The sequence below is a fragment of the Pseudomonas sp. NY15437 genome, assembly GCF_048068435.1.
Classification (GTDB): domain Bacteria; phylum Pseudomonadota; class Gammaproteobacteria; order Pseudomonadales; family Pseudomonadaceae; genus Pseudomonas; species Pseudomonas nitroreducens_B.
In genome coordinates, this window is record NZ_JBLUQC010000001.1 from 151,778 (window position 1) to 172,488 (window position 20,711).

At 66.8% G+C, this 20,711-nt stretch carries 20 protein-coding genes and 2 pseudogenes; 19 read left to right on the plus strand and 3 right to left on the minus strand.

The genetic code is table 11. The annotated features are described in order from the left end of the window. Positions 1 to 9 precede the first annotated feature (9 nt). The 6 genes from hslU (at position 10) to ACNFIA_RS00735 (ending at position 8,024) form a co-directional block, all read left to right on the plus strand. Positions 10 to 1,350, plus strand: coding sequence for an ATP-dependent protease ATPase subunit HslU (gene hslU / locus ACNFIA_RS00710; RefSeq protein WP_259758873.1), 1,341 nt, complete (start codon positions 10 to 12; stop codon positions 1,348 to 1,350). Positions 1,351 to 1,440: 90 nt separating this feature from the next. Then, positions 1,441 to 1,812: a DUF971 domain-containing protein gene (locus ACNFIA_RS00715; protein ID WP_259758871.1), complete on the plus strand. Its 372-nt coding sequence runs from the start codon at positions 1,441 to 1,443 to the stop codon at positions 1,810 to 1,812. A 689-nt stretch (positions 1,813 to 2,501) separates the two neighbouring features. Next, positions 2,502 to 4,181, plus strand: a complete 1,680-nt coding sequence (phaC, locus tag ACNFIA_RS00720) for a class II poly(R)-hydroxyalkanoic acid synthase (RefSeq protein WP_259758869.1) — start codon at positions 2,502 to 2,504, stop codon at positions 4,179 to 4,181. After that, positions 4,178 to 5,182, plus strand: coding sequence for a poly(3-hydroxyalkanoate) depolymerase (gene phaZ, locus ACNFIA_RS00725; RefSeq protein WP_259758867.1), 1,005 nt, complete (start codon positions 4,178 to 4,180; stop codon positions 5,180 to 5,182). The genes phaC (ACNFIA_RS00720) and phaZ overlap by 4 nt, the downstream gene beginning before the upstream one ends. A gap of 334 nt (positions 5,183 to 5,516) precedes the next feature. Then, entirely contained in the window at positions 5,517 to 7,199 is a 1,683-nt protein-coding gene (gene phaC / locus ACNFIA_RS00730; RefSeq protein WP_259758865.1) for a class II poly(R)-hydroxyalkanoic acid synthase, read from the plus strand. A gap of 210 nt (positions 7,200 to 7,409) precedes the next feature. Next, entirely contained in the window at positions 7,410 to 8,024 is a 615-nt protein-coding gene (locus ACNFIA_RS00735) for a TetR/AcrR family transcriptional regulator (protein WP_416782548.1), read from the plus strand. A 78-nt stretch (positions 8,025 to 8,102) separates the two neighbouring features. Here ACNFIA_RS00735 and ACNFIA_RS00740 read toward each other — a convergent pair whose 3' ends face one another. The 3 genes from ACNFIA_RS00740 to ACNFIA_RS00750 all read right to left on the minus strand — a co-directional run bounded on the left by ACNFIA_RS00740 (position 8,103) and on the right by ACNFIA_RS00750 (position 9,924). After that, on the minus strand, positions 8,103 to 9,062 hold the full coding sequence (locus tag ACNFIA_RS00740; RefSeq protein ID WP_416782549.1) for a phasin family protein: 960 nt from the start codon (positions 9,060 to 9,062) through the stop codon (positions 8,103 to 8,105). Positions 9,063 to 9,072: 10 nt separating this feature from the next. After that, positions 9,073 to 9,483 (minus strand): phasin family protein, encoded by a 411-nt coding sequence (locus ACNFIA_RS00745; RefSeq protein ID WP_259758861.1) that lies wholly within the window; start codon positions 9,481 to 9,483, stop codon positions 9,073 to 9,075. A 165-nt stretch (positions 9,484 to 9,648) separates the two neighbouring features. Beyond that, positions 9,649 to 9,924, minus strand: a complete 276-nt coding sequence (locus tag ACNFIA_RS00750) for a polyhydroxyalkanoic acid system family protein (RefSeq protein ID WP_259758860.1) — start codon at positions 9,922 to 9,924, stop codon at positions 9,649 to 9,651. Between the two features lie 150 nt (positions 9,925 to 10,074). Here ACNFIA_RS00750 and ubiE point away from each other — a divergent pair, with 150 nt between their 5' ends. The 13 genes and pseudogenes from ubiE to ACNFIA_RS00815 all read left to right on the plus strand — a co-directional run bounded on the left by ubiE (position 10,075) and on the right by ACNFIA_RS00815 (position 20,696). Next, entirely contained in the window at positions 10,075 to 10,857 is a 783-nt protein-coding gene (gene ubiE / locus ACNFIA_RS00755) for a bifunctional demethylmenaquinone methyltransferase/2-methoxy-6-polyprenyl-1,4-benzoquinol methylase UbiE (protein WP_259758858.1), read from the plus strand. Beyond that, positions 10,854 to 11,480 carry a ubiquinone biosynthesis accessory factor UbiJ gene (locus ACNFIA_RS00760; protein ID WP_416782990.1) on the plus strand — a complete coding sequence of 209 codons (627 nt, stop codon included), beginning with the start codon at positions 10,854 to 10,856 and terminating at the stop codon, positions 11,478 to 11,480. Before ubiE ends, ACNFIA_RS00760 begins: the two co-directional genes overlap by 4 nt. Next, a complete protein-coding gene (ubiB, locus tag ACNFIA_RS00765) occupies positions 11,477 to 13,087 on the plus strand; it encodes a ubiquinone biosynthesis regulatory protein kinase UbiB (protein WP_259758857.1) in 1,611 nt (536 codons plus the stop codon). Before ACNFIA_RS00760 ends, ubiB begins: the two co-directional genes overlap by 4 nt. A gap of 95 nt (positions 13,088 to 13,182) precedes the next feature. Beyond that, on the plus strand, positions 13,183 to 13,596 hold the full coding sequence (gene hisI / locus ACNFIA_RS00770; protein ID WP_259758855.1) for a phosphoribosyl-AMP cyclohydrolase: 414 nt from the start codon (positions 13,183 to 13,185) through the stop codon (positions 13,594 to 13,596). Continuing rightward, positions 13,586 to 13,924, plus strand: a complete 339-nt coding sequence (locus ACNFIA_RS00775) for a phosphoribosyl-ATP diphosphatase (protein WP_065086256.1) — start codon at positions 13,586 to 13,588, stop codon at positions 13,922 to 13,924. Before hisI ends, ACNFIA_RS00775 begins: the two co-directional genes overlap by 11 nt. A gap of 27 nt (positions 13,925 to 13,951) precedes the next feature. Beyond that, positions 13,952 to 14,200, plus strand: coding sequence for a twin-arginine translocase TatA/TatE family subunit (locus tag ACNFIA_RS00780; protein ID WP_259758851.1), 249 nt, complete (start codon positions 13,952 to 13,954; stop codon positions 14,198 to 14,200). An 11-nt stretch (positions 14,201 to 14,211) separates the two neighbouring features. After that, positions 14,212 to 14,721, plus strand: a complete 510-nt coding sequence (tatB, locus tag ACNFIA_RS00785; protein WP_416782550.1) for a Sec-independent protein translocase protein TatB — start codon at positions 14,212 to 14,214, stop codon at positions 14,719 to 14,721. After that, positions 14,718 to 15,512: a twin-arginine translocase subunit TatC gene (tatC, locus tag ACNFIA_RS00790; RefSeq protein ID WP_416782551.1), complete on the plus strand. Its 795-nt coding sequence runs from the start codon at positions 14,718 to 14,720 to the stop codon at positions 15,510 to 15,512. Before tatB ends, tatC begins: the two co-directional genes overlap by 4 nt. After that, on the plus strand, positions 15,509 to 16,216 hold the full coding sequence (locus ACNFIA_RS00795) for a 16S rRNA (uracil(1498)-N(3))-methyltransferase (RefSeq protein WP_416782552.1): 708 nt from the start codon (positions 15,509 to 15,511) through the stop codon (positions 16,214 to 16,216). Before tatC ends, ACNFIA_RS00795 begins: the two co-directional genes overlap by 4 nt. A 183-nt stretch (positions 16,217 to 16,399) precedes the next feature. Beyond that, positions 16,400 to 17,440 (plus strand): annotated as a pseudogene (locus ACNFIA_RS00800) (methyl-accepting chemotaxis protein); the annotation flags it as partial. Between the two features lie 159 nt (positions 17,441 to 17,599). Then, positions 17,600 to 18,313 (plus strand): methyl-accepting chemotaxis protein, encoded by a 714-nt coding sequence (locus ACNFIA_RS00805; RefSeq protein ID WP_410478039.1) that lies wholly within the window; start codon positions 17,600 to 17,602, stop codon positions 18,311 to 18,313. A gap of 436 nt (positions 18,314 to 18,749) precedes the next feature. Continuing rightward, positions 18,750 to 19,838: pseudogene (locus ACNFIA_RS00810) on the plus strand (methyl-accepting chemotaxis protein); the annotation flags it as partial. 153 nt (positions 19,839 to 19,991) lie between these two features. Continuing rightward, positions 19,992 to 20,696 carry a methyl-accepting chemotaxis protein gene (locus tag ACNFIA_RS00815; RefSeq protein ID WP_416782992.1) on the plus strand — a complete coding sequence of 235 codons (705 nt, stop codon included), beginning with the start codon at positions 19,992 to 19,994 and terminating at the stop codon, positions 20,694 to 20,696. The last annotated feature ends 15 nt before the right edge of the window (positions 20,697 to 20,711 follow it).

Here is a 20,711-nt window from a genome sequence, read left to right on the forward strand (position 1 = left end):
CACCCGTACATGTCCATGACTCCCCGCGAGATCGTCCACGAACTCAACCGCCACATCATCGGCCAGGACGACGCCAAACGCGCCGTCGCCATCGCCCTGCGCAATCGCTGGCGGCGCATGCAGCTGCCGGCCGAGCTGCGCGCCGAGGTGACGCCCAAGAACATCCTGATGATCGGCCCGACCGGTGTGGGCAAGACCGAGATCGCCCGTCGCCTGGCCAAGCTGGCCAACGCGCCCTTCATCAAGGTGGAAGCGACCAAGTTCACCGAGGTCGGCTATGTCGGCCGTGACGTCGAATCGATCATCCGCGACCTCGCCGATGCCGCGATCAAGATGCTCCGCGAGCAGGAAGTGCAGAAGGTGAAATACCGCGCCGAAGACGCCGCCGAAGAGCGCATCCTCGACGCCCTGCTGCCGCCGGCGCGCACCACCGGTTTCGGTGACGAGCCGCCGCGCGAGGATTCCAACACCCGCCAGCTGTTCCGCAAGCGCCTGCGCGAAGGCCAGCTGGACGACAAGGAAATCGACATCGAGGTCGCCGACATCCCCTCGGGCGTGGAAATCATGGCCCCGCCCGGCATGGAAGAGATGACCAACCAGTTGCAGAACCTGTTCTCCAACATGGGCAAGGGCAAGCGCAAGACCCGCAAGCTGAAGGTCGCCGAGGCCATGAAGCTGATCCGCGACGAGGAAGCCCAGCGCCTGGTCAATGAAGAAGACCTCAAGGCCCGCGCCCTGGAGGCGGTGGAGCAGAACGGCATCGTCTTCATCGACGAGATCGACAAGATCGCCAAGCGCGCCAATGCCGGCGGCGCCGACGTCTCCCGCGAAGGCGTGCAGCGCGACCTGCTGCCGCTGATCGAGGGCTGCACGGTGAACACCAAGCTGGGCATGGTGAAGACCGACCACATCCTGTTCATCGCCTCGGGCGCGTTCCACCTGTCCAAGCCCAGCGACCTGGTGCCGGAACTGCAGGGCCGCCTGCCGATCCGCGTCGAACTCAAAGCCCTGAGCCCGAGCGACTTCGAGCGCATTCTCAGCGAGCCGCACGCGTCGCTGACCGAGCAGTACACTGCGCTGCTGAAGACCGAGGGCCTGGACATCGAGTTCGCCGCCGACGGCATCAAGCGCCTGGCGGAGATCGCCTACCAGGTCAACGAGAAGACCGAGAACATCGGTGCCCGTCGCCTGCACACCCTGCTCGAGCGCCTGCTCGAAGAGGTGTCGTTCGACGCTGCCGACCTCGCCAGCGAGCACAGCGACAAGGCCATCGTGATCGACGCGGCCTACGTCAACGGCCACCTGGGCGAGCTGGCCCAGGACGAAGACCTGTCGCGCTACATTCTCTAAGCGAGCCGCCGACGCAACGGGGCGCCTCAGGGCGCCCCGTTGCGTTTGCGCCAGCGCTACAATGCCGCCATCGCCGTCCAGGAGTTGCCCATGCGCATCCCGTCCGCCATCAAGCTGCACAAGGCCTCGAAGAAGCTGTCGCTGACTTACGGGGAGCAGTCCTTTGATCTGTCCGCCGAGTTCCTGCGCGTGCATTCGCCGTCGGCGGAAGTCCAGGGCCACGGCAACCCGGTATTGCAGGTGGGCAAGCTGAACGTCGGCCTGAGCAACCTGGAGCCGGCCGGGCAGTACGCGCTCAAGCTGACCTTCGACGACGGCCACGACAGCGGCCTGTTCACCTGGGATTACCTGTACGAATTGTGCGTGCGCCACGACGAGATGTGGGCCGACTACCTGGCGCAGCTGGAGAAGGCCGGCCAATCCCGCGACCCGTCGGAATCTGTCGTCAAGCTGATGCTGTAAGCCGCTAACGCCGAAATTCCGCCTGCGTAGAACTCCGTCCGCGATCGATCTGAGGCTACGCCAGGCCCATCGCGGATAAATCCGCTCCTACAACTGCTCCGCACCTCGCTCTACCGTCTAGGGCGCATAACGCCCAAGGCGTTATCCGCCATGGATGCCATCGGCGGATAGCCCGTTCCGGGTTATGCGCCCTACGCGCGGATCTCCCCACGCCACCGCATTTCTGTAGGAGCGAGCTTGCTCGCGAATAGCCCCGCAACAGGGGTGGGTTCGCGAGCAAGCTCGCTCCTGCGAAAGAGCCCCTGCGCACCAACCTTCGTCGGGCAATCCTTCCAGGGCACGCCATTTGCAACATTCCCGTTGCAGACTGTCGCGTGCGTGGCTGCCGTCAGGGGATTGGCGAGATGCCCCCGCTCTAGGGCGCGTTTTCTAACTTTTCCCGACATACTCCTAGGAGTTGGCCCACGCTGCACCAGCTTGCGCGGCGAAGGAAACTCGGGTAACCAAGGCAGTGCAATGTACGGAGCTACAGTGCATAGAGCGTGGTTTCCTGATCTTCCAGTGATGCCGCCAAGTAGATGAATCGCGTGGAGCCCTCTCCACGTTCCGCAACCCCGAGCAGTACTTGGCCACATGTCACGAAAGGTGAGCCCCGCCAGTATGCGTCTCAGGACAATGGAGCGTCGCCGATGACCCAGAAGAACAACAGCGATCTACCCCAGCAAGCCGCGGAAAACACCCTGAATCTCAGCCCGGTGATCGGCATTCAGGGCAAGGACCTGCTCACCTCTGCCCGGATGGTGCTGCTGCAGGCAGTCAAGCAGCCCTTCCATAGCGCCAAGCACGTCGCCCACTTCGGACTCGAACTGAAGAACGTGCTGCTCGGCAAGTCCGAGCTCAAACCCTCGGATGACGACCGCCGGTTCAATGATCCGGCCTGGAGTCAGAACCCGCTCTATCGTCGCTACCTGCAGACCTACCTGGCCTGGCGCAAGGAGCTGCACAGCTGGATCGGCGACAGCGACCTGTCCGCCCAGGACATCAGCCGCGGCCAGTTCGTCATCAACCTGATGACCGAGGCAATGGCGCCGACCAACACGCTGTCCAACCCGGCGGCGGTCAAACGTTTCTTCGAGACCGGCGGCAAGAGCCTGCTCGACGGCCTCACCCATCTGGCCAAGGACCTGGTGAACAACGGCGGCATGCCCAGCCAGGTCAACATGGAAGCCTTCGAGGTCGGCAAGAACCTGGCCCTGAGCGAGGGCGCGGTGGTGTTCCGCAACGATGTGCTGGAGCTGATCCAGTACAAGCCGATCACCGAGAGCGTGCACGAGCGCCCGCTGCTGGTGGTGCCGCCGCAGATCAACAAGTTCTACGTTTTCGACCTGTCGCCGGAGAAGAGCCTGGCGCGCTTCTGCCTGCGCAACCAGGTGCAGACCTTCATCGTCAGCTGGCGCAACCCGACCAAGGCACAGCGCGAGTGGGGCCTGACCACCTACATCGAGGCGCTCAAGGAAGCCATCGATGCGGTCCTGGCCATCACCGGCGCCAAGGACCTGAACATGCTCGGCGCCTGCTCCGGCGGCATCACCACCGTCACCCTGCTGGGCCACTACGCCGCGCTGGGCGAGAACAAGGTGCATGCCTTCACCCAGATGGTGAGCGTGCTGGACTTCGAGCTGAACACCCAGATCGCCCTGTTCGCCGACGAGAAGACCCTGGAAGCCGCCAAGCGCCGCTCGTACCAGTCCGGCGTGCTCGAGGGCAAGGACATGGCCAAGGTGTTCGCCTGGATGCGGCCCAACGACCTGATCTGGAACTACTGGGTCAACAACTACCTGCTGGGCAACGAACCGCCAGCCTTCGACATCCTGTTCTGGAACAACGACACCACGCGCCTGCCGGCCGCGCTGCACGGCGAGCTGGTGGAGATGTTCAAGACCAACCCGCTGACCCGCGCAGGCGCCCTGGAGGTTTCCGGCACGGCCATCGACCTCAAGCAGGTCACCTGCGATTTCTACTGCGTGGCCGGCCTCTCCGACCACATCACGCCCTGGGAAGCCTGCTACCGCTCCGCGCGCCTGCTGGGCGGCAAGTGTGAATTCATCCTGTCCAACAGCGGGCACATCCAGAGCATCCTCAACCCGCCGGGCAACCCCAAGGCCCGCTTCATGACCGGCCCGGAACTCTCGGCCGATCCGAAGGCCTGGCAGGAAAACGCCAGCAAGCACGCCGACTCCTGGTGGCTGCACTGGCAGAACTGGCTCGCCGAGCGCTCGGGCAAGACGCGCAAGGCCCCGACCGTGCTGGGCAACAAGGCCCATCCGGCCGGCGAAGCCGCCCCTGGAACCTACGTACACGAACGATGAAAACAGAACTCCTCCCGCAAGCCGGCGCCGTGGACGACGCCACCACTCCAGAAGCGTCGCCAGCCGTGGAACCGGCCGCGCCGACGAGCCGGCGCGCGCGCAGCAAACGCAGCGACGAGGAGATCCTGCCGAGCAAGGCGCCGGCGGCGCAGCCCTTCGAGTTCCGCACCATCGAGCTCGACGGGCAGACCATCCGCACCGCCGTGCGTCCGGGCAAGAAGCACATGACGCCGCTGCTGATCTTCAACGGCATCGGCGCCAACCTGGAGCTGGTCTTCCCCTTCGTCGCCGCGCTGGACCCGGACCTGGAGGTGATCGCCTTCGACGTCCCCGGCGTCGGCGGCTCGTCCACGCCCAGCACGCCGTACCGCTTCCCGGGCCTGGCCAAGCTGGCCGCGCGGATGCTCGATTACCTGGACTACGGCCAGGTGACGGCCATCGGCGTGTCCTGGGGCGGCGCCCTGGCGCAGCAGTTCGCCCATGACTACCCCGAGCGCTGCAAGAAGCTGATCCTCGCCGCCACCGCCGCCGGTGCGGTGATGGTACCGGGCAAGCCCAGGGTGCTCTGGCGCATGGCCAGCCCGCGGCGCTACATCCAGCCGTCCTATGGTGTGCACATCGCCCCGGACATCTACGGCGGCGCCTTCCGCCGCGACCCGAAGCTGGCCATGGCGTTCGCCAGCAAGGTGCGCTCCTCCGGCAAGATGGGCTACTACTGGCAGCTGTTCGCCGGCCTCGGCTGGACCAGCATCCACTGGCTGCACAAGATCCGCCAGCCGACGCTGATCCTGGCCGGTGACGACGACCCGATCATCCCGCTGATCAACATGCGCATGATCGCCTGGCGCATCCCCAACTCCGAGCTCCACGTGATCGACGACGGGCACCTGTTCCTGGTGACCCGCGCGGAAACCGTGGCGCCGATCATCATGAAGTTCCTCCAGGAAGAACGGCAACGCGCGATCATCCACCCCCGGCCTTTCGCCCCGAAAGCCAGCTGAAGCATCACCGCTTCGTCACAGTCGGTGGGCATCCTGCCTTGACCGATCGCTCGGCAGGCACTTTTTTTAAAGAGCCGAACAACCAACAGGCGTGTTCACGGGTATCGACACGTAGCGCCTGACTCGGGAACAGCGCTGCGGGCACCTTGCAGGTGACCGCAGGGCAACCCGGCTGCTGATCCACTGCCCTGTTTTCGGGCAGTCGCCCTCTCGCGTCGATACCCGTGCACACCCCTCGAACCGGCGGCAGGCGTCTGGAACGGGGTCTTCCCGACTCCGGTACAGCCCTTGCTTCGCCCTTCAAAGCAGATCGGACCTTTACGGAGTGCTGTTCATGCGAGAGAAAGCAGAGCCGGGTAGCGTTCCCGCCCCCACCCAGTACATGAATGCGCAGAGCGCGATGGTCGGCCTGCGCGGCAAGGACCTGCTGTCCACCCTGCGCATGCTGGCGCTGCAGGGCGTGCGCCAGCCGGTGCATTCGGCCAGGCACCTGGCGGCCTTCGGCAAGCAGGTGGGCAAGGTGCTGATCGGCGACTCGCCGCTGCAGCCCAACCCGCAGGACGCGCGCTTCCAGGACCCGTCCTGGCGCCTCAATCCCTTCTACCGGCGCACCGTGCAGGCCTACCTGGCCTGGCAGAAACAGTTGCTGGCGTGGATCGACGAGAGCGACCTGAACGTCGACGACCGCGCCCGCGCACGCTTCCTGCTTTCGATCCTCTCCGACGCGGCCTCGCCGTCGAACACCCTGCTCAACCCCCTGGCGGTCAAGGAGCTGTTCAACACCGGCGGGCAGAGCCTGGTGAAGGGCGTGCAGCACCTGCTCGACGACCTGATGCACAACGGCGGCATGCCCAGCCAGGTCAACCGCAGCGCCTTCGAGATCGGCCAGAACCTGGCCACCACGCCCGGCGCGGTGGTGTTCCGCAACGAGGTGCTGGAGCTGATCCAGTACAAGCCGATGGGCGAGCACCTGCACGCCAAACCGCTGCTGATCGTGCCGCCGCAGATCAACAAGTTCTACATCTTCGACCTGACGACGGAAAAGAGCTTCGTCCAGTACGCCCTGAAGAACAATCTGCAACTGTTCATGGTGAGCTGGCGCAACCCCGACGCCCGCCACCGCGAGTGGGGCCTGTCGACCTACGTCACCGCCCTCGACGAGGCCATCGAGGTGTGCCGCTCCATCAGCGGCAGCCGCAGCGTCAACCTGATGGGCGCCTGCTCCGGCGGCCTGACCATCGCCGCGCTGCAGGGCCACCTGCAGGCACGCCGGCAACTGCGCAAGATCGCCAGCGCCACCTACCTGGTCAGCCTGCTGGACAGCCAGGTGGAAACCCCCGCCGCGCTGTTCGCCGACGAGCAGACCCTGGAGACCAGCAAGCGCCGCTCCTACCAGCACGGTGTGCTGGACGGCCGCGACATGGCCAAGGTGTTCGCCTGGATGCGCCCCAACGACCTGATCTGGAACTACTGGGTCAACAACTACCTGCTGGGCAAGCAGCCGCCGGCCTTCGACATCCTCTACTGGAACAACGACAACACCCGCCTGCCCGCCGCGCTGCACGGCGACTTCCTCGACTTCTTCAAGCACAACCCGCTGGCCCGCCCCGGCGCGATGGAAGTCAACGGTACCGCCATCGACCTTAAGAAGGTGGCGGTGGACAACTTTCACGTCGCCGGCATCACCGACCACATCACCCCGTGGGATGCGGTGTACCGCTCGGCCCAGCTGCTGGGCGGCGACACCCGCTTCGTGCTGTCCAACAGCGGGCACATCCAGAGCATCCTCAACCCGCCGGGCAACCCCAAGGCCTGCTACTTCGAGAACGGCAAGATCAGCTCCGACCCGCGCGCCTGGTACTACGACACCAAGCGCCAGGAAGGCAGCTGGTGGCCGCTGTGGCTGGAGTGGATCCAGGAGCGCTCCGGCGAACGCCGCCCGGTGAGCTTCGAGCTGGGCAATGCCGAGTACCCGCCCAAGGAAGCGGCGCCGGGCACCTACGTGCATGTGCGCTGAGTGCGCCAACCCGTTGGCACTATTCTGATTTTCGTAGGAGCGAGGGGGACGCCTAGTTCTTGCTCGCGAACTCTTCGAGGGCGCCGAGCGTCAGGCAGTTCGCGAGCAAGCTCGCTCCTACAGCTCCTCGAAAGTTTGCGCGTGGGCAATTGCGGGCCGCCGCTCACCAACGCTATCGTCAGCCCCACTGCGGCTGGAACCTGAACACGGATGAAAACGCGCGACCGGATTCTCGAATGCGCCCTGCTGCTGTTCAACGAGCAGGGCGAGCCCAACGTGTCCACCCTGGAGATCGCCACCGAACTGGGCATCAGCCCGGGCAATCTCTATTACCACTTCCACGGCAAGGAGCCGCTGGTGCTGGCGCTGTTCGAGCGCTTCCAGGATGAACTGGCGCCGCTGCTCGACCCACCCGAGAACGTGCGGCTGGGCGCCGAGGACTACTGGCTGTTCCTGCACCTGATCGTCGAGCGCCTGGCGCATTACCGCTTCCTCTTCCAGGACCTCTCCAACCTCGCCGGCCGCCTGCCCAAGCTGGCCCGCGGCGTGCGCGCCTGGCTCAACCAGCTCAAGCGCACCCTGGCCACCCTGCTGGCGCAGCTCAAGGCGCAGGATGAGCTGGCCAGCGACACCGAGGCCCTCGGCCAGCTGGTGGAGCAGATCACCCTGACGCTGCTGTTCTCCCTCGACTACCAGCGCATCCTCGGCCACGAAGGCGACGTCCGCCAGGTGGTGTTCCAGGTGATGATGCTGGTGGCGCCGCACCTGCGGCCGGACTCGCAGCTGATCGCCGAGCGGCTCGCCAAGCGCTATCTCGCGCCCTGACCGTCCCCTGCCAGCTTTTTGCGTGGGGGAATGAAAACGCCCGGCGCAAGGCCGGGCGTGGGTGTTGCGGCAGACCGATCAGGCCTGGGACGGCGGCGGCGTTGCCGGAGCAGCGGCGGACGGCGTCACGGCCGGCGCGGCGGCGGGAGCCGACGGAGCCGGAGTGGCGGCCGGAGCGGCAGCCGGTTTCGCAGCAGCCGGCTTGGCAGCGGCCTTGGGCGCAGCGGGTTTCTTCACGGCCGGCTTCTTCGCCGCGGCCGGCTTGGCTGCAGGTTTCGCAGCGGCAGGCTTGGCGGCCGCAGCCGGTTTTGCAGCGCTTTTCGCAGCGGGCTTGGCAGCCGGCTTCGCGGCAGCTTTCGCAGCAGCGGGCTTGGCGGCCGGTTTCGCGGCGGGCTTGGCCGCAGCCTTGGCAGCCGGCTTCGCAGCAGGCTTGGCAGCGGGTTTGGCGGCAGCCTTGGCAGCCGGTTTGGCGGCGGCTTTAGCAGCAGGCTTGGCGGCCGGCTTCGCTGCCGGTTTCGCAGCAGCCTTGGCCGCCGGCTTGGAGGCCGCGGTCTTCACAGCGGGTTTCGCGGCCGGTTTGGCGGCGGCTTTCGCTGCGGGTTTGGCGGCGGCCTTGGCGGCCGGTTTGGCGACGCTGACGCCGGTGAGTTTCTCGATCTGCTTGGTGAGACTGTCGACCTTGCTGTGCAGGTCCTTCACTTCACGGCTGCTGGGCACGCCCAGGCGCGAGATCGCGCTGTTCAGGCGTTTGTCGAAGGCCTCTTCCAGCTCGCCCCACTTGCCGATCGCGGCGCCCTTGACGGCATCGACGCGCGACTTCGCGGAACGGGCGGAGGTTTTCACCGCACCTTCAACCTCGGTCTTGGCTTGTTTTTCGGCCTTCTCGCCATCCTTCACGAGGGACTCGAACACCTTGCTGCCGTCCTTGCTGACCTTCGAGTAGGCCCCCAAGCCAGCCAGCCAGATCTGCCGCGAGTATTTCTCGATCTCGCCGATCCAACTGGACTCTTTTTTATCGGTAGTTTTTTTGCCAGCCATCCTGCTCTCCTTATTGGGTTCTCGCGACACGCTCGAGCACTGCGCTCAGCTCATCCAGCTTAGCAGAGAGCGCCTCCACATCACGCCTGGAGGGAATTCCGATTCGGTTGAGGGCGGAGGCGACGCGCGCATCGAACGCCGCTTCGATCTTCTCGAAGTTCAGCTTGGCCTTCACGCTGTGCAGGCGGCCCTTGACGCTGTCGTTGGCGGCGTCGATCTGGGTGCTCACCAGGTCGCGGCCCTTCTTCTCCACAGACTCGCCGGACTTGACCAGTTCCTTGAAGTATTCGCTGCCTTCGGCGCCCACGCGGGCATAGGTGCCCAGGCCGGCGAGCCAGATCTGCCGGGCGTAGTGCTTGGCATCGGCGTAGAGGGAGGATTCGAGTTCCGCGACTTTCTTCTTGCTGACAGCCTTGGCCATGGTGGCACCTCACAGGTTCAGATTCGATGATGTCGAATAGCGGCCCGCATCAGGCGGGACTGTGAGCCAAGGTATCGGGGAAAATTAGAAAACACATACCAGCTTCGCAGCGGAGCTGGCGCCGCAACAAAGCAGCACGGCCCCGCAGGACGCGGGGCCGGAAAATCACGCCAGCGCCTTATCCAGCGCGCGTTCGATCTCACCCTTGAGCAGGCCGCCCATGGCGGAGAGCATCAGGCCCAGCTTCACCTCCACTGCGACCTTGTCCGCGCCCACTTCGATGCGCCCGTCCACGCCGCTGCGCTTGAACAGCAGGGTGTCGCCCTGCCACTCGCTGCTCACGCCATGCTCGCGGGTGAGCTTGTCAGCGAGCTTCTGCGCCTTGGCGCGCGCGGCTTCCAGGCCCAGAGAGTGATTACGTTCGACGTGGATACGGGACATTCTTGAACTCCGCGAGTGACTGACCTGCCAAATGATACGCGCCGCGCCGTATCGCCGCACCCCGGAAGCCCCGACCGGGTCGCGAGCAGGGCGGCGTTTTCTCTGCTTCCTGTTAGAATGCCCGCCACTGACTTCCAGGGTAGAAATGCCATGAGCGAACCGCGCAAGCCCCAAGCCGGCCAGGACGGCGCCGACCCCACCACGCACTTCGGCTACAAGACCGTGCGCGAGAGCGAGAAGGCCGAGAAGGTCGCCGAGGTCTTCCACTCGGTCGCCGCCAAGTACGACCTGATGAACGACCTGATGTCCGGCGGCATCCACCGTCTGTGGAAGCGCTTCACCATCGAGCTGTCCGGCGTGCGCGCCGGCAACCGGGTGCTGGACATCGCCGGCGGCACCGGCGACCTGACCCGCCAGTTCTCCCGCCTGGTCGGCCCGACCGGCGAAGTGGTGCTGGCCGACATCAACGCCTCGATGCTCAAGGTTGGCCGCGACAAGCTGCTCGACAGCGGCGTCGCCGGCAACGTCAGCTTCGTCCAGGCCGACGCCGAGAAGCTGCCCTTCCCCGACAACTACTTCGACGCGGTGACCATCGCCTTCGGCCTGCGCAACGTCACCCACAAGGACGAAGCCATCCGTTCGATGCTGCGCGTGCTCAAGCCCGGCGGCCGCCTGCTCGTGCTGGAGTTCTCCAAGCCCACCAGCAGCCTGCTGTCCAAGGCCTACGACGCCTATTCCTTCACCCTCCTGCCGCTGATGGGCAAGCTGGTGACCAACGATTCCGAGAGCTACCGCTACCTCGCCGAATCGATCCGCATGCACCCTGACCAGGAAACGCTGAAGTCGATGATGGTGGAGGCCGGCTTCGACCGCGTCACCTACCACAACATGACCGGCGGCGTGGTCGCCCTGCACCGCGGCATCAAGCCCTGATGAGCCTGCTCCTGCAGGCCGGCCTGGCCAGCGCCGAAGCCACCGTCAACCGCGTGCTGCGGCTCGACGGCGTGGCGCTCCGGCGGCTTGGCCGGCTCGCCGGCAAGGTGCTGGAAGTGGACTGCCAGGCGCCCGCGCTCAAGCTGTTCATCCTGCCCGACGCCGACGGCCTGCACCTGGCCGCGCACCATGAGGCGCCGGCGGACTGCACCCTCGTCGCCCCCGCCGGCAGCCTGCTGCAACTGGCCCTGGCCAAGGACAAGACCCGCGTCCTGCACAGCCCTGACGTGACCATGGGCGGCGACAGCGCGATGCTGCTGGAGCTGGCCGACATCCTCCAGAGCCTCGAGCTGGACTGGGAGTACGAAGTCTCCCGCTGGCTTGGCCCGGTGCCCACGCAGCTGCTCGGCGCGCGCCTGCGCGGCGGGGTGGCCTGGGCTGGCGACAGCCTGGAAAGCCTGCGCCTGAGCCTCGCCGACTACCTGGCCGAGGAAAGCCGCACCCTGGTCGGCCAGCATGAAGCCGAAGCGCGCTTCGCCGAGCTGGACCAGTTGAAGATCTCCCTCGACCGCCTCGACGCGCGGATCACCCGCCTGACCCAGAAGATCAAACCCGACGCATGAAGCTGCTCGCCTTCCGCCGCCTGCTGCGCATCCAGCGCGTAGCCATCCGCTACCGCCTGGACGACATGGTCCTCGAACTGCCCTTCCTGCCCTGGTGGCTGCGCCTGGCGGGCGGTCTGCTGCCGTGGCGCTGGCTGCCGCGCAAGCCCCTGGCGCTCAGCCGTGGCGCACGCCTGCGGCTGGCGCTGGAAGACCTCGGGCCGATCTTCATCAAGTTCGGCCAGATCCTTTCCACCCGCCGCGACCTGCTGCCCGACGACATCGCCCTGGAGCTGGCCTTCCTGCAGGACAAGGTGCCGCCCTTCCCGCCCGAACAGGCCGTGGCGCTGATCGAGCAGCAGCTGGGCGCGACGATCGAGCAGGTGTTCGCCCGCTTCGAGCGCGAACCGCTGGCCTCCGCCTCGGTGGCGCAGGTGCACACCGCGCAGCTGAAGACCGGCGAAGAAGTCGTGGTGAAGGTCATCCGCCCGAACCTGGAACCGGTGATCCGCTCCGACATCGCCTGGCTGCACATCCTCGCCCGCACCGCGGAGCGCATCTCCGCCGACGCCCGCCGCCTGCACCCCGCCGAGGTGGTCAGCGACTACGAGAAGACCATCTACGACGAGCTGGACCTGCTGCGCGAAGCGGCCAACTCCTCGCAGCTGCGGCGCAACTTCGAAGGCTCGCCGCTGCTCTACGTGCCCCAGGTCTACTGGGACTGGTGCCGCCCCAAGGTACTGGTGATGGAACGCATCTACGGCATCCCGGTCACCGACCTTGCCACCCTGCGCGACCAGCGTACCGATTTCAAGGCGCTGGCCGAGCGCGGCGTGGAGATCTTCTTCACCCAGGTGTTCCGCGACAGCTTCTTCCACGCCGACATGCACCCCGGCAACATCTTCGTCAGCACCCGCACGCCCTGGAGCCCGCAGTACATCGCGGTGGACTGCGGCATCGTCGGCAGCCTCACCGACGAGGACCAGGATTACCTCGCGCGCAACCTGATCGCCTTCTTCAAGCGCGACTACCGCAAGGTCGCCCAGTTGCACATCGACTCGGGCTGGGTGCCGGCGGAAACCAAGGTCAACGACTTCGAAGCGGCCATCCGCACCGTATGCGAGCCGATCTTCGAGAAGCCGCTCAAGGACATCTCCTTCGGCCAGGTGCTGCTGCGCCTGTTCCAGACCGCGCGGCGCTTCAACATGGAAGTGCAGCCGCAGCTGGTGCTGCTGCAGAAGACCCTGCTGAACATCGAGGGCCTGGGCCGCCAGCTCTACCCGGAGCTGGACCTGTGGACCACCGCCCAGCCCTACCTGGAGCGCTGGATGCGCGAGCGCATGAGCCCCGGCACCCTGCTGCGCAACGCCCAGCAACACATCGAGCAGCTGCCGCACCTGGCGCAGATGACGCGCGAGACGCTGGAGCGGCTGTCGCGCGATCCCGATCCGGACAAGCGCCTGGTCATCGAGACCCACGACTCCGGCACCGGTGCCTGGCCGGCGCGGCTGATCGGCGCGGTGCTGGTCGCCGGCGCCGCCGAGACCGGCCTCGCCACCCACACCCTCGCCGCCTGGCCGGCCTGGGCGATGCTGGCCGGCGGTCTGTATCTGATTCTGCGCCGATAGCCAGTCGCCGCCCTGGCTGGCACACTTGACCGTTGGACGAAGTGGCTTACAAAGTGGCTCTGGGCACCGCGCGTGCCCGCTGTACGGAACCCGAGATGAAAGACTGGCTGGACGAAATCAAGTGGAATGCCGATGGACTGGTGCCGGCGATCGCCCAGGACCATCGCACCGGCCGCGTGCTGATGATGGCCTGGATGAACCGCGAGGCCCTGGCTCTGACCGCCGCCGAGAACCGCGCCATCTACTGGTCGCGCTCGCGCGGCAAGCTCTGGCGCAAGGGCGAGGACTCCGGCCACGTGCAGAAGCTGCACGAGCTGCGCCTGGACTGCGACGCCGACGTGGTGATCCTGATGGTCGAGCAGCTGGGCGGCATCGCCTGCCACACCGGCCGCGAGAGCTGCTTCTACCGGGTGTTCGAGAACGGCGCCTGGCAGACCGTCGACCCGGTCCTCAAGGACCCGGATGCGATCTACTCCCACGCAGGTACAGGAAAACCCCATGAGCACTGATACCCTCGCCCGTCTGGCGGAAGTCCTCGAAGCGCGCAAGAATGCCGCACCGGACAGCTCCTACGTGGCCAGCCTGTATCACAAGGGCCTGAACAAGATTCTGGAGAAGGTCGGCGAGGAATCGGTGGAAACCATCCTGGCCGCCAAGGACGCCGCCACCAGCGGCGATTGCACGGACCTGATCTACGAAACGGCCGATCTCTGGTTCCACTCCCTGGTGATGCTCGCCGCGCTCGGCCAGCATCCGCAGGCGGTACTGGATGAACTGGACCGCCGCTTCGGCCTTTCCGGGCATGACGAGAAAGCCGCGCGCCAACCGTCTGCCTGAACCCGACAACGTTGCGAGGAATACAAGATGGGCATCTTTGACTGGAAACACTGGGTCGTCATCCTGATCGTCGTGGTCCTGGTGTTCGGCACCAAGCGCCTGAAGAACCTGGGCTCGGACGTCGGCGAAGCCATCAAGGGCTTCAAGAAGGCGATGAACACCGAGGAAGACGACAAGAAGGACCCGAACGCCGCTGCCGGCACCCCGCCGCTGAACCAGCCGCACACCATCGACGCCCAGGCGCAGAAGGTCGAAGAGCCGGCACGCAAGGACTGATGGGATAAACCATGTTCGGTATCAGCTTCAGCGAACTGCTGCTGGTGGGCCTCGTCGCCCTGCTGGTGCTCGGCCCCGACCGCCTGCCGGGCGCTGCGCGCACCGCCGGCCTGTGGATCGGCCGGCTCAAGCGCAGCTTCAATGCCATCAAGACGGAAGTGGAGCGCGAGCTGGGCGCGGATGAAATCCGCCGCCAGCTGCACAACGAGCACATCCTGCAGATGGAGCAGGAAGCCAAGAAGCTGATGGCGCCGCTGACCGACCTGCAGGATCAGGCTCGCGACGCGCTCACCCCGCAGCAGCCGCCAGCCCAGCCCGACGGCCAAGGCGCCAGCGCCGAGCCGCCGGCAGCACCGAGCATCGCGCCCCATAGCCGCCTGAACAGCCTGCCGGGCGCGGGCATTGCGCCGGCCACCCCGCCAGCCGCTGCGGCGCCGGAAGCCGGCCAGCCGAGCCAACCGACCGAACCGACTGGCGCGAGCCAGCCGCCCGCTTCGTCCGAGACGCCGCGTACCCCATGAGCGCCGAAAAGCCCGACCAGCCCGAACACGACCAGGAAATGCCCCTGGTCTCGCACCTGACCGAACTGCGCACGCGCCTGCTGCGCTGCGTGGTGGCGATCTTCGTGATCTTCATCGGCCTGCTGTACTTCTCGCAGAAGATCTACGCGCTGGCCTCCGAGCCGCTGCGCCGCTTCCTGCCCGAAGGCGCGACCATGATCGCCATCGACCCGGCGTCGGCCTTCCTGGCGCCGCTGAAGCTGACCATGATCGTCGCCGTGCTGATCGCCATGCCGATCATCCTCGCCCAGGTCTGGGGCTTCATCGCGCCGGGCCTGTACAAGCACGAGAAGCGCGTCGCCCTGCCGCTGCTGGCCTCCAGCATCGTGCTGTTCTACGCGGGCATGGCCTTCGCCTACTTCCTGGTGTTCCCGTTGATGTTCCACTTCTTCCTCGGCCAGGCCCCGGAAGGGGTGACGCCGATGACCGACATCAACAGCTACCTGGACTTCCTCACCCTGCTGTTCGCCTTCGGCGTGGCCTTCGAGATACCCGTGGCCACCGTGCTGCTGGTGTGGATCGGGGTGGTCGACGTGGCCTACCTGAAGAAGATCCGCCCCTACGTGATCATCGGCTGCTTCGTCGTCGGCATGGTCCTCACCCCGCCGGACCCGCTGTCGCAGACCCTGCTGGCGGTACCGATGTGGATGCTGTTCGAGGCCGGCGTGCTGTTCAGCCACCTGATCCGCAAGCGCGGGCCGGAAACCGAAGACGAGACCAAGGGCGACCAGCCGCCGGCTACCCGTCCGTGAACCTGCTGCTGCTCGACGACGCCGACTTCGTCGCGGCGGACCGCGTGATCCTGCGCGACCGCCGCTTCACTCACCTGCAGGACGTGCATCGCGCCGAAAGCGGCGACCGGCTGCGCGTCGGCCGCCTGGGCGGCCTGATGGGCGAAGGCCACCTGCTGCGCCTGGAGGCCAACGAGGCCGAGCTGCAGGTCAGCTTCGACCAGGCGCCCCCGGCCAAGCTGCCGCTGACCCTGCTGCTCGCCCTGCCCCGCCCGAAGATGCTCCGCCGCGTGCTGCAGACCGTCGCCGCCATGGGTGTGCCGCGCCTGGTGCTGCTCAACAGCTACCGGGTGGAAAAGAGCTTCTGGCAGACGCCTTTCCTCGACCCCGAGGCCATTCGCGAGCAACTGATCCTGGGTCTGGAGCAGGCCCGCGACACCGTGCTGCCCGAGGTGATCATCGAAAAGCGCTTCAAGCCCTTCGTCGAGGACCGCCTGCCCGCCCTGGCCGCCGGCAGCCTTGGCCTGATCGGCCACCCCGGCCCCTGGCCGGAATGCCCCCGGGCGCTGAGCGAGCCGGTGACGCTGGCCATCGGCCCCGAAGGCGGCTGGATTCCCTACGAGGTCGACAAGCTGCGCGAAGCCGGGTTGAACCCCGTGCAACTGGGCGAGCGCATCCTGCGCGTCGAGACCGCGGTCACCGCACTTTTGGCACGCCTGTACTAACGAGAAATGGCTACAGGCCAGTAACCACGCGGCCTCCAGCGTGAACCACCAGTCAGAAAAATAACCCGAAACGCTTCAGTTCCTGCCGGCGAAGCCGATATCTGGACTACCGGTCGTCCCCACTCTGCGCATTTCCTGCTCAGCCATGCGTACCGGCCCTGTTCAACGCTGGAGCGCCTCCTCATGTTTCGCTGGTTCAACAACCTGACTGTCAGACTCAAACTTGCCTCCGGCTTCGGCCTGGTGCTGCTGCTCACCCTGCTGATCGCCCTCACCGGCTGGATCAACCTGGGCAACGTGATCAACCGGGGCGACAAGCTCGGCGAGATCTCCGAGCTGATCGCGATCGCCAAGGACCTGCGCATCGCCCGCCTGAAGTTCCAGTCCACGCGCGCTCCGGAAGACGCCAAGGCGGTGCTCGACACGCTGGACAACCTGGATCGGCGCCACCGCGCGCTGAACGAGAAGTTCACCGAGGCCGAGGACCGCCGCGTCATCGACCAGCAACATGACCTGAGCGTGGAATACCGCAAGCTGTATGCGCAGTTGCTGAAGTCCTACGAAGAGCGCGACGCCGCCAAGCAGGTACTGATCCAGGCCGCCGGCGCGGTCGGCGAGGGCATGCAGAAGGCCGAGCAGAAGCTGGTGAACAGCAACAGCGCGGAAAGCCTGCAGCACCTGCAGGACCTCGCCGGCCTCGGCCGTGCCGTGATGCAGGCGCGCCTGCAGGTCATGGCCTACACCAGCACCGACGCGCAGAACCTGGAGCAGCCGGCCTTCGCCGGCCTGCAGAAGCTGATCGACGGCGTGAAGAGCGACATGAGCACCTCCCCGGCCGAGCTGAGCGCCGAGTTCCGCGCCACCCTCGACGCGCTGGAGAGCTACCGCAACGCGCTGACCAACTACCGCAACGAGGTCAACGACAGCCAGGCGGCCCGCGACCGCATGCGCGACGCCGGGCAGCAGATCGAGAAGCTCAGCGCCGACCTGACCGCCACCCAGACCGCCAAGCGCGATGAAGGCGTCGCCCAGGCCAAGACCCTGCTGGGCCTGGCCGCGCTGGTCGCGCTGGTGCTGGGCACCATTGCCGCCTGGGTCATCACCGGGCAGATCGTCAATCCGCTGCGCGAGGTGCTGGGCCACGCAGAGCGCATCGCCGACGGCGACCTCAGCCGTGATATCCCCACCAACCGCCACGACGAGCTGGGCCAACTGCAGAAGAGCATGCAGCGCATGAACCTGTCGCTGCGCGAGCTGATCGGCCGCATCCACGACGGCGTGACGCAGATCGCCAGCGCCGCCGAGGAGCTGTCCGCGGTGACCGAGCAGACTAGCGCCGGGGTGAACAACCAGAAGGTCGAGACCGACCAGGTCGCCACCGCCATGAACGAGATGGCCGCCACCGTGCAGGAAGTCGCGCGCAACGCCGAGGAGGCCTCCGAGGCCGCCTCCGCCGCCGACCGCCAGGCCCGCGACGGCGAAGGCGCGGTGAACGAAGCGGTGACGCAGATGGACCGCCTGGCCGGCGAAGTGGGCCGTACCAACGAGTCGGTGCTCAAACTCAAGCGCGAAAGCGAGAAGATCGGCAGCGTGCTGGACGTCATCAAGGCGGTGGCCGAGCAGACCAACCTGCTGGCGCTCAACGCCGCCATCGAAGCCGCCCGCGCTGGCGACGCCGGCCGTGGCTTCGCCGTGGTGGCCGACGAGGTGCGCGGCCTGGCGCAACGCACCCAGTCCTCCACCGAGGAGATCGAAGAGCTGATCGCCGGCCTGCAGAGCGGCACCCAGCAGGCCGTGCAGATGATGGAGACCAGCCGCGACCTGACCGTCAGCACCGTCGACCTGACCCGCCGCGCCGGCGAGCGCCTGGGCGCCATCACCCGCACCGTGTCGACCATCCAGTCGATGAACCAGCAGATCGCCGCCGCCTCCGAGCAGCAGAGCGCCGTCGCCGAGGAGATCAACCGCAGCGTGATGAACGTGCGCGACATCTCCGAGCAGACCGCCGCCGCCAGCGAGGAAACCGCTGCGTCCAGCGTGGAGCTGGCGCGCCTGGGCAACGAGCTGCAGGTACTGGTGAGCCGCTTCCGCGTCTGATCCGTTGCTGCTCCGAAAAAGGCCCGCGCACTGCGGGCCTTTTTGTTTTTTAACCGCCGAACATAGGCACGTGGGCTTCCCCCTCACCCCAGCCCTCTCCCTCAGGGAGAGGAAGCTGTCCTCACCGGCTGACACCCTGGCGTCATCCTGCACCGTAAGGCTCCCTCCGGAAGAGGGTCAGGGTGAGGGCAGGCCCGAGCAGAAGAGTCGCCGCAAGAGTACGTACGAGCTGCGATCGCGCATGGCACGCTCCTGCAAAACCCCGTCCGGGGCGGCGATATCGCGACGAATTTCCCGCCTTCAGTTTCCCGTTTCGCCGCCGATAGCCTCTGACGCACGAAGATGCGTCCCGATAATTTCGCCTCGCCACCGCACATTGGTTCTTGCCAGCCACGGGCCGTCGATCCCGTGGCGACGCCTGCCTGGAGCATTCGACATGTACGATTGGCTAGTGGTACAGCTGGGACGCCTGAACGTCAGCCTGAAGCTGGTGGTGGGCTTCGGCATTCTCCTCTTCCTCACCCTGCTGGTGCTGCTCGGCGGCCTGCACAGCCTGGACAACCAGGCCGCGCGCGGCGAGCAGTTGGCGACCATCACCGAGCTCAATGACTTAAGCCAGCAGGCCAATCTTGCCCGCCTGCAATTCGAACTGGGCGGCGACCGGTCCCAGGCCGAGCGCGTCGAACAACACAGCACGAAGATGCTGGCCGTCATCGAACAGCGCCTGAAGGGCAGCGATATCGACGCCCGGCAGCTGGACGCCGCGCGCCAGGCCGTCAGCCAGTACCGCGAGGCGTTCAGCGCCCTCACCCGCGCGGTCGACCAGCGCACCCAGGCCCGCGGCACGCTGGTGGGCAGCGCGCAGAGCGCCCTGCAGGCCTTCGAGGCGCTGGACAAGCAGCTCTTCGACCTGCTCGCCGAGCAACCCGGCGACGCCCAGCTGCTGCACAGCGCCCAGGCCGTCGGCCGGTTGCACCAGCAATTGCTCGCCGTGCGCTACCAGGTGCGAGGCTACGTCTTCGAACAATCCGCCAGCGCCGAGCAGGCGGCCTTCACCGCCTTCGACACACTGCGCGACGCCGGCAATGCCCTGCACGGCCAGTTGCCGGCCCTCGCCGCTGACGGCCTGAGCAACGCACTGAAGGACCTGCAGAGCTACCGCAGCGGCATCGAGCACTTTCGCGACGGCGTGAATGCCACCCAGCAGGCGCGCACCCGCCTGGGCGGCGCCAGCGACGCGCTGCTCGCCGCCGCCACCCACCTCTACCAGGACACCCTGGCGCGCAACGAGGCCGAGACCGCCGAGGCCAAGACCCGGCAGATCCTCATCGCCGTGCTGGCCCTTGCCTTCGGCCTGCTCTCGGGGTGGGCGATCAACCGGCAGATCGTCCGCCCGTTGCTGGAGGCCCTGGAGCTGGCCGAGCGCATCGCCCAGGGCGACCTGTCCCAGGGGCTCTCCCGCGAGCTCAACCTGCAGCGCAGCGACGAACTGGGCCAGTTGCAGCGGGTGATGCTGCGCATGCGCGAAAGCCTGGCGCAGCTCCTCGGGCATATCGGCGGCAGCGTCAGCCAGCTGGCCACCGCCGCCGACGAGCTGTCCGCCGTCACCGAGCAGACCCGCGCCGGGGTGAACAGCCAGCGCGTGGAGACCGAGCAGGTCGCCAGCGCCATCCACGAAATGGCCGCCACCGTGCAGGAAGTCGCGCGCAACGCCGAGCAGGCCTCCGCCGCCGCCCGCCAGGCCGACCAGCAGGCCCGCGAGGGCGACCTGGTGGTGCAGGACGCCGTGCAGCAGATCGACCGCCTGGCCAGCGAGGTGGATCGTTCCGCGCAGGCCATGGAGCTGCTGCGCCAGGAAAGCGAGAAGATCGGCAGCGTGCTCGATGTGATCAAATCGGTGGCCGAGCAGACCAACCTGCTGGCGCTCAACGCCGCCATCGAGGCCGCCCGCGCCGGGGAGGCAGGGCGCGGCTTTGCCGTGGTAGCGGACGAGGTCCGCGGCCTGGCACAGCGCACACAGTCGTCCACCGCCGAGATCGAGGGCCTGATCGCCGCCTTGCAACGCGGTGCCCAGGACGCGGTGTCGCGCATGGACGACAGCCGCCGCCTGACCGGCAGCTCGGTGCAGCTCACCCGCCGCGCCGGCGAAGCGCTGGGCGCAATCGCCCGCACCGTGGCCGACATCCAGGGCATGAACCTGCAGATCGCCTCGGCCGCCGAGGAGCAGAGCAGCGTCGCCGAGGAAATCAACCGCAGCGTCGTGCAGGTGCGCGAGATCGCCGACCAGTCGGCCGCCGCCAGCGAGCAGACCGCCAGCTCCAGCACCGAACTGGCGCGCCTGGGCAGCGAGCTGCAACTGCAGGTGGGGCGCTTCCGCCTGTGAGCCGCGAAACGGTCG

What these genes read in the sequence shown, in the direction of transcription:
- hslU (WP_259758873.1), top strand. Translation starts at nt 10, where the DNA reads ATGTCCATGACTCCCCGCGAGATCGTCCACGAACTCAACCGCCACATC.
- ACNFIA_RS00715 (WP_259758871.1), top strand. Translation starts at nt 1,441, where the DNA reads ATGCGCATCCCGTCCGCCATCAAGCTGCACAAGGCCTCGAAGAAGCTG.
- phaC (WP_259758869.1), top strand. Translation starts at nt 2,502, where the DNA reads ATGACCCAGAAGAACAACAGCGATCTACCCCAGCAAGCCGCGGAAAAC.
- phaZ (WP_259758867.1), top strand. Translation starts at nt 4,178, where the DNA reads ATGAAAACAGAACTCCTCCCGCAAGCCGGCGCCGTGGACGACGCCACC.
- phaC (WP_259758865.1), top strand. Translation starts at nt 5,517, where the DNA reads ATGCGAGAGAAAGCAGAGCCGGGTAGCGTTCCCGCCCCCACCCAGTAC.
- ACNFIA_RS00735 (WP_416782548.1), top strand. Translation starts at nt 7,410, where the DNA reads ATGAAAACGCGCGACCGGATTCTCGAATGCGCCCTGCTGCTGTTCAAC.
- ACNFIA_RS00740 (WP_416782549.1), bottom strand. Translation starts at nt 9,062, where the DNA reads ATGGCTGGCAAAAAAACTACCGATAAAAAAGAGTCCAGTTGGATCGGC.
- ACNFIA_RS00745 (WP_259758861.1), bottom strand. Translation starts at nt 9,483, where the DNA reads ATGGCCAAGGCTGTCAGCAAGAAGAAAGTCGCGGAACTCGAATCCTCC.
- ACNFIA_RS00750 (WP_259758860.1), bottom strand. Translation starts at nt 9,924, where the DNA reads ATGTCCCGTATCCACGTCGAACGTAATCACTCTCTGGGCCTGGAAGCC.
- ubiE (WP_259758858.1), top strand. Translation starts at nt 10,075, where the DNA reads ATGAGCGAACCGCGCAAGCCCCAAGCCGGCCAGGACGGCGCCGACCCC.
- ubiB (WP_259758857.1), top strand. Translation starts at nt 11,477, where the DNA reads ATGAAGCTGCTCGCCTTCCGCCGCCTGCTGCGCATCCAGCGCGTAGCC.
- hisI (WP_259758855.1), top strand. Translation starts at nt 13,183, where the DNA reads ATGAAAGACTGGCTGGACGAAATCAAGTGGAATGCCGATGGACTGGTG.
- ACNFIA_RS00775 (WP_065086256.1), top strand. Translation starts at nt 13,586, where the DNA reads ATGAGCACTGATACCCTCGCCCGTCTGGCGGAAGTCCTCGAAGCGCGC.
- ACNFIA_RS00780 (WP_259758851.1), top strand. Translation starts at nt 13,952, where the DNA reads ATGGGCATCTTTGACTGGAAACACTGGGTCGTCATCCTGATCGTCGTG.
- tatB (WP_416782550.1), top strand. Translation starts at nt 14,212, where the DNA reads ATGTTCGGTATCAGCTTCAGCGAACTGCTGCTGGTGGGCCTCGTCGCC.
- tatC (WP_416782551.1), top strand. Translation starts at nt 14,718, where the DNA reads ATGAGCGCCGAAAAGCCCGACCAGCCCGAACACGACCAGGAAATGCCC.
- ACNFIA_RS00805 (WP_410478039.1), top strand. Translation starts at nt 17,600, where the DNA reads ATGAACGAGATGGCCGCCACCGTGCAGGAAGTCGCGCGCAACGCCGAG.
- ACNFIA_RS00815 (WP_416782992.1), top strand. Translation starts at nt 19,992, where the DNA reads ATGGCCGCCACCGTGCAGGAAGTCGCGCGCAACGCCGAGCAGGCCTCC.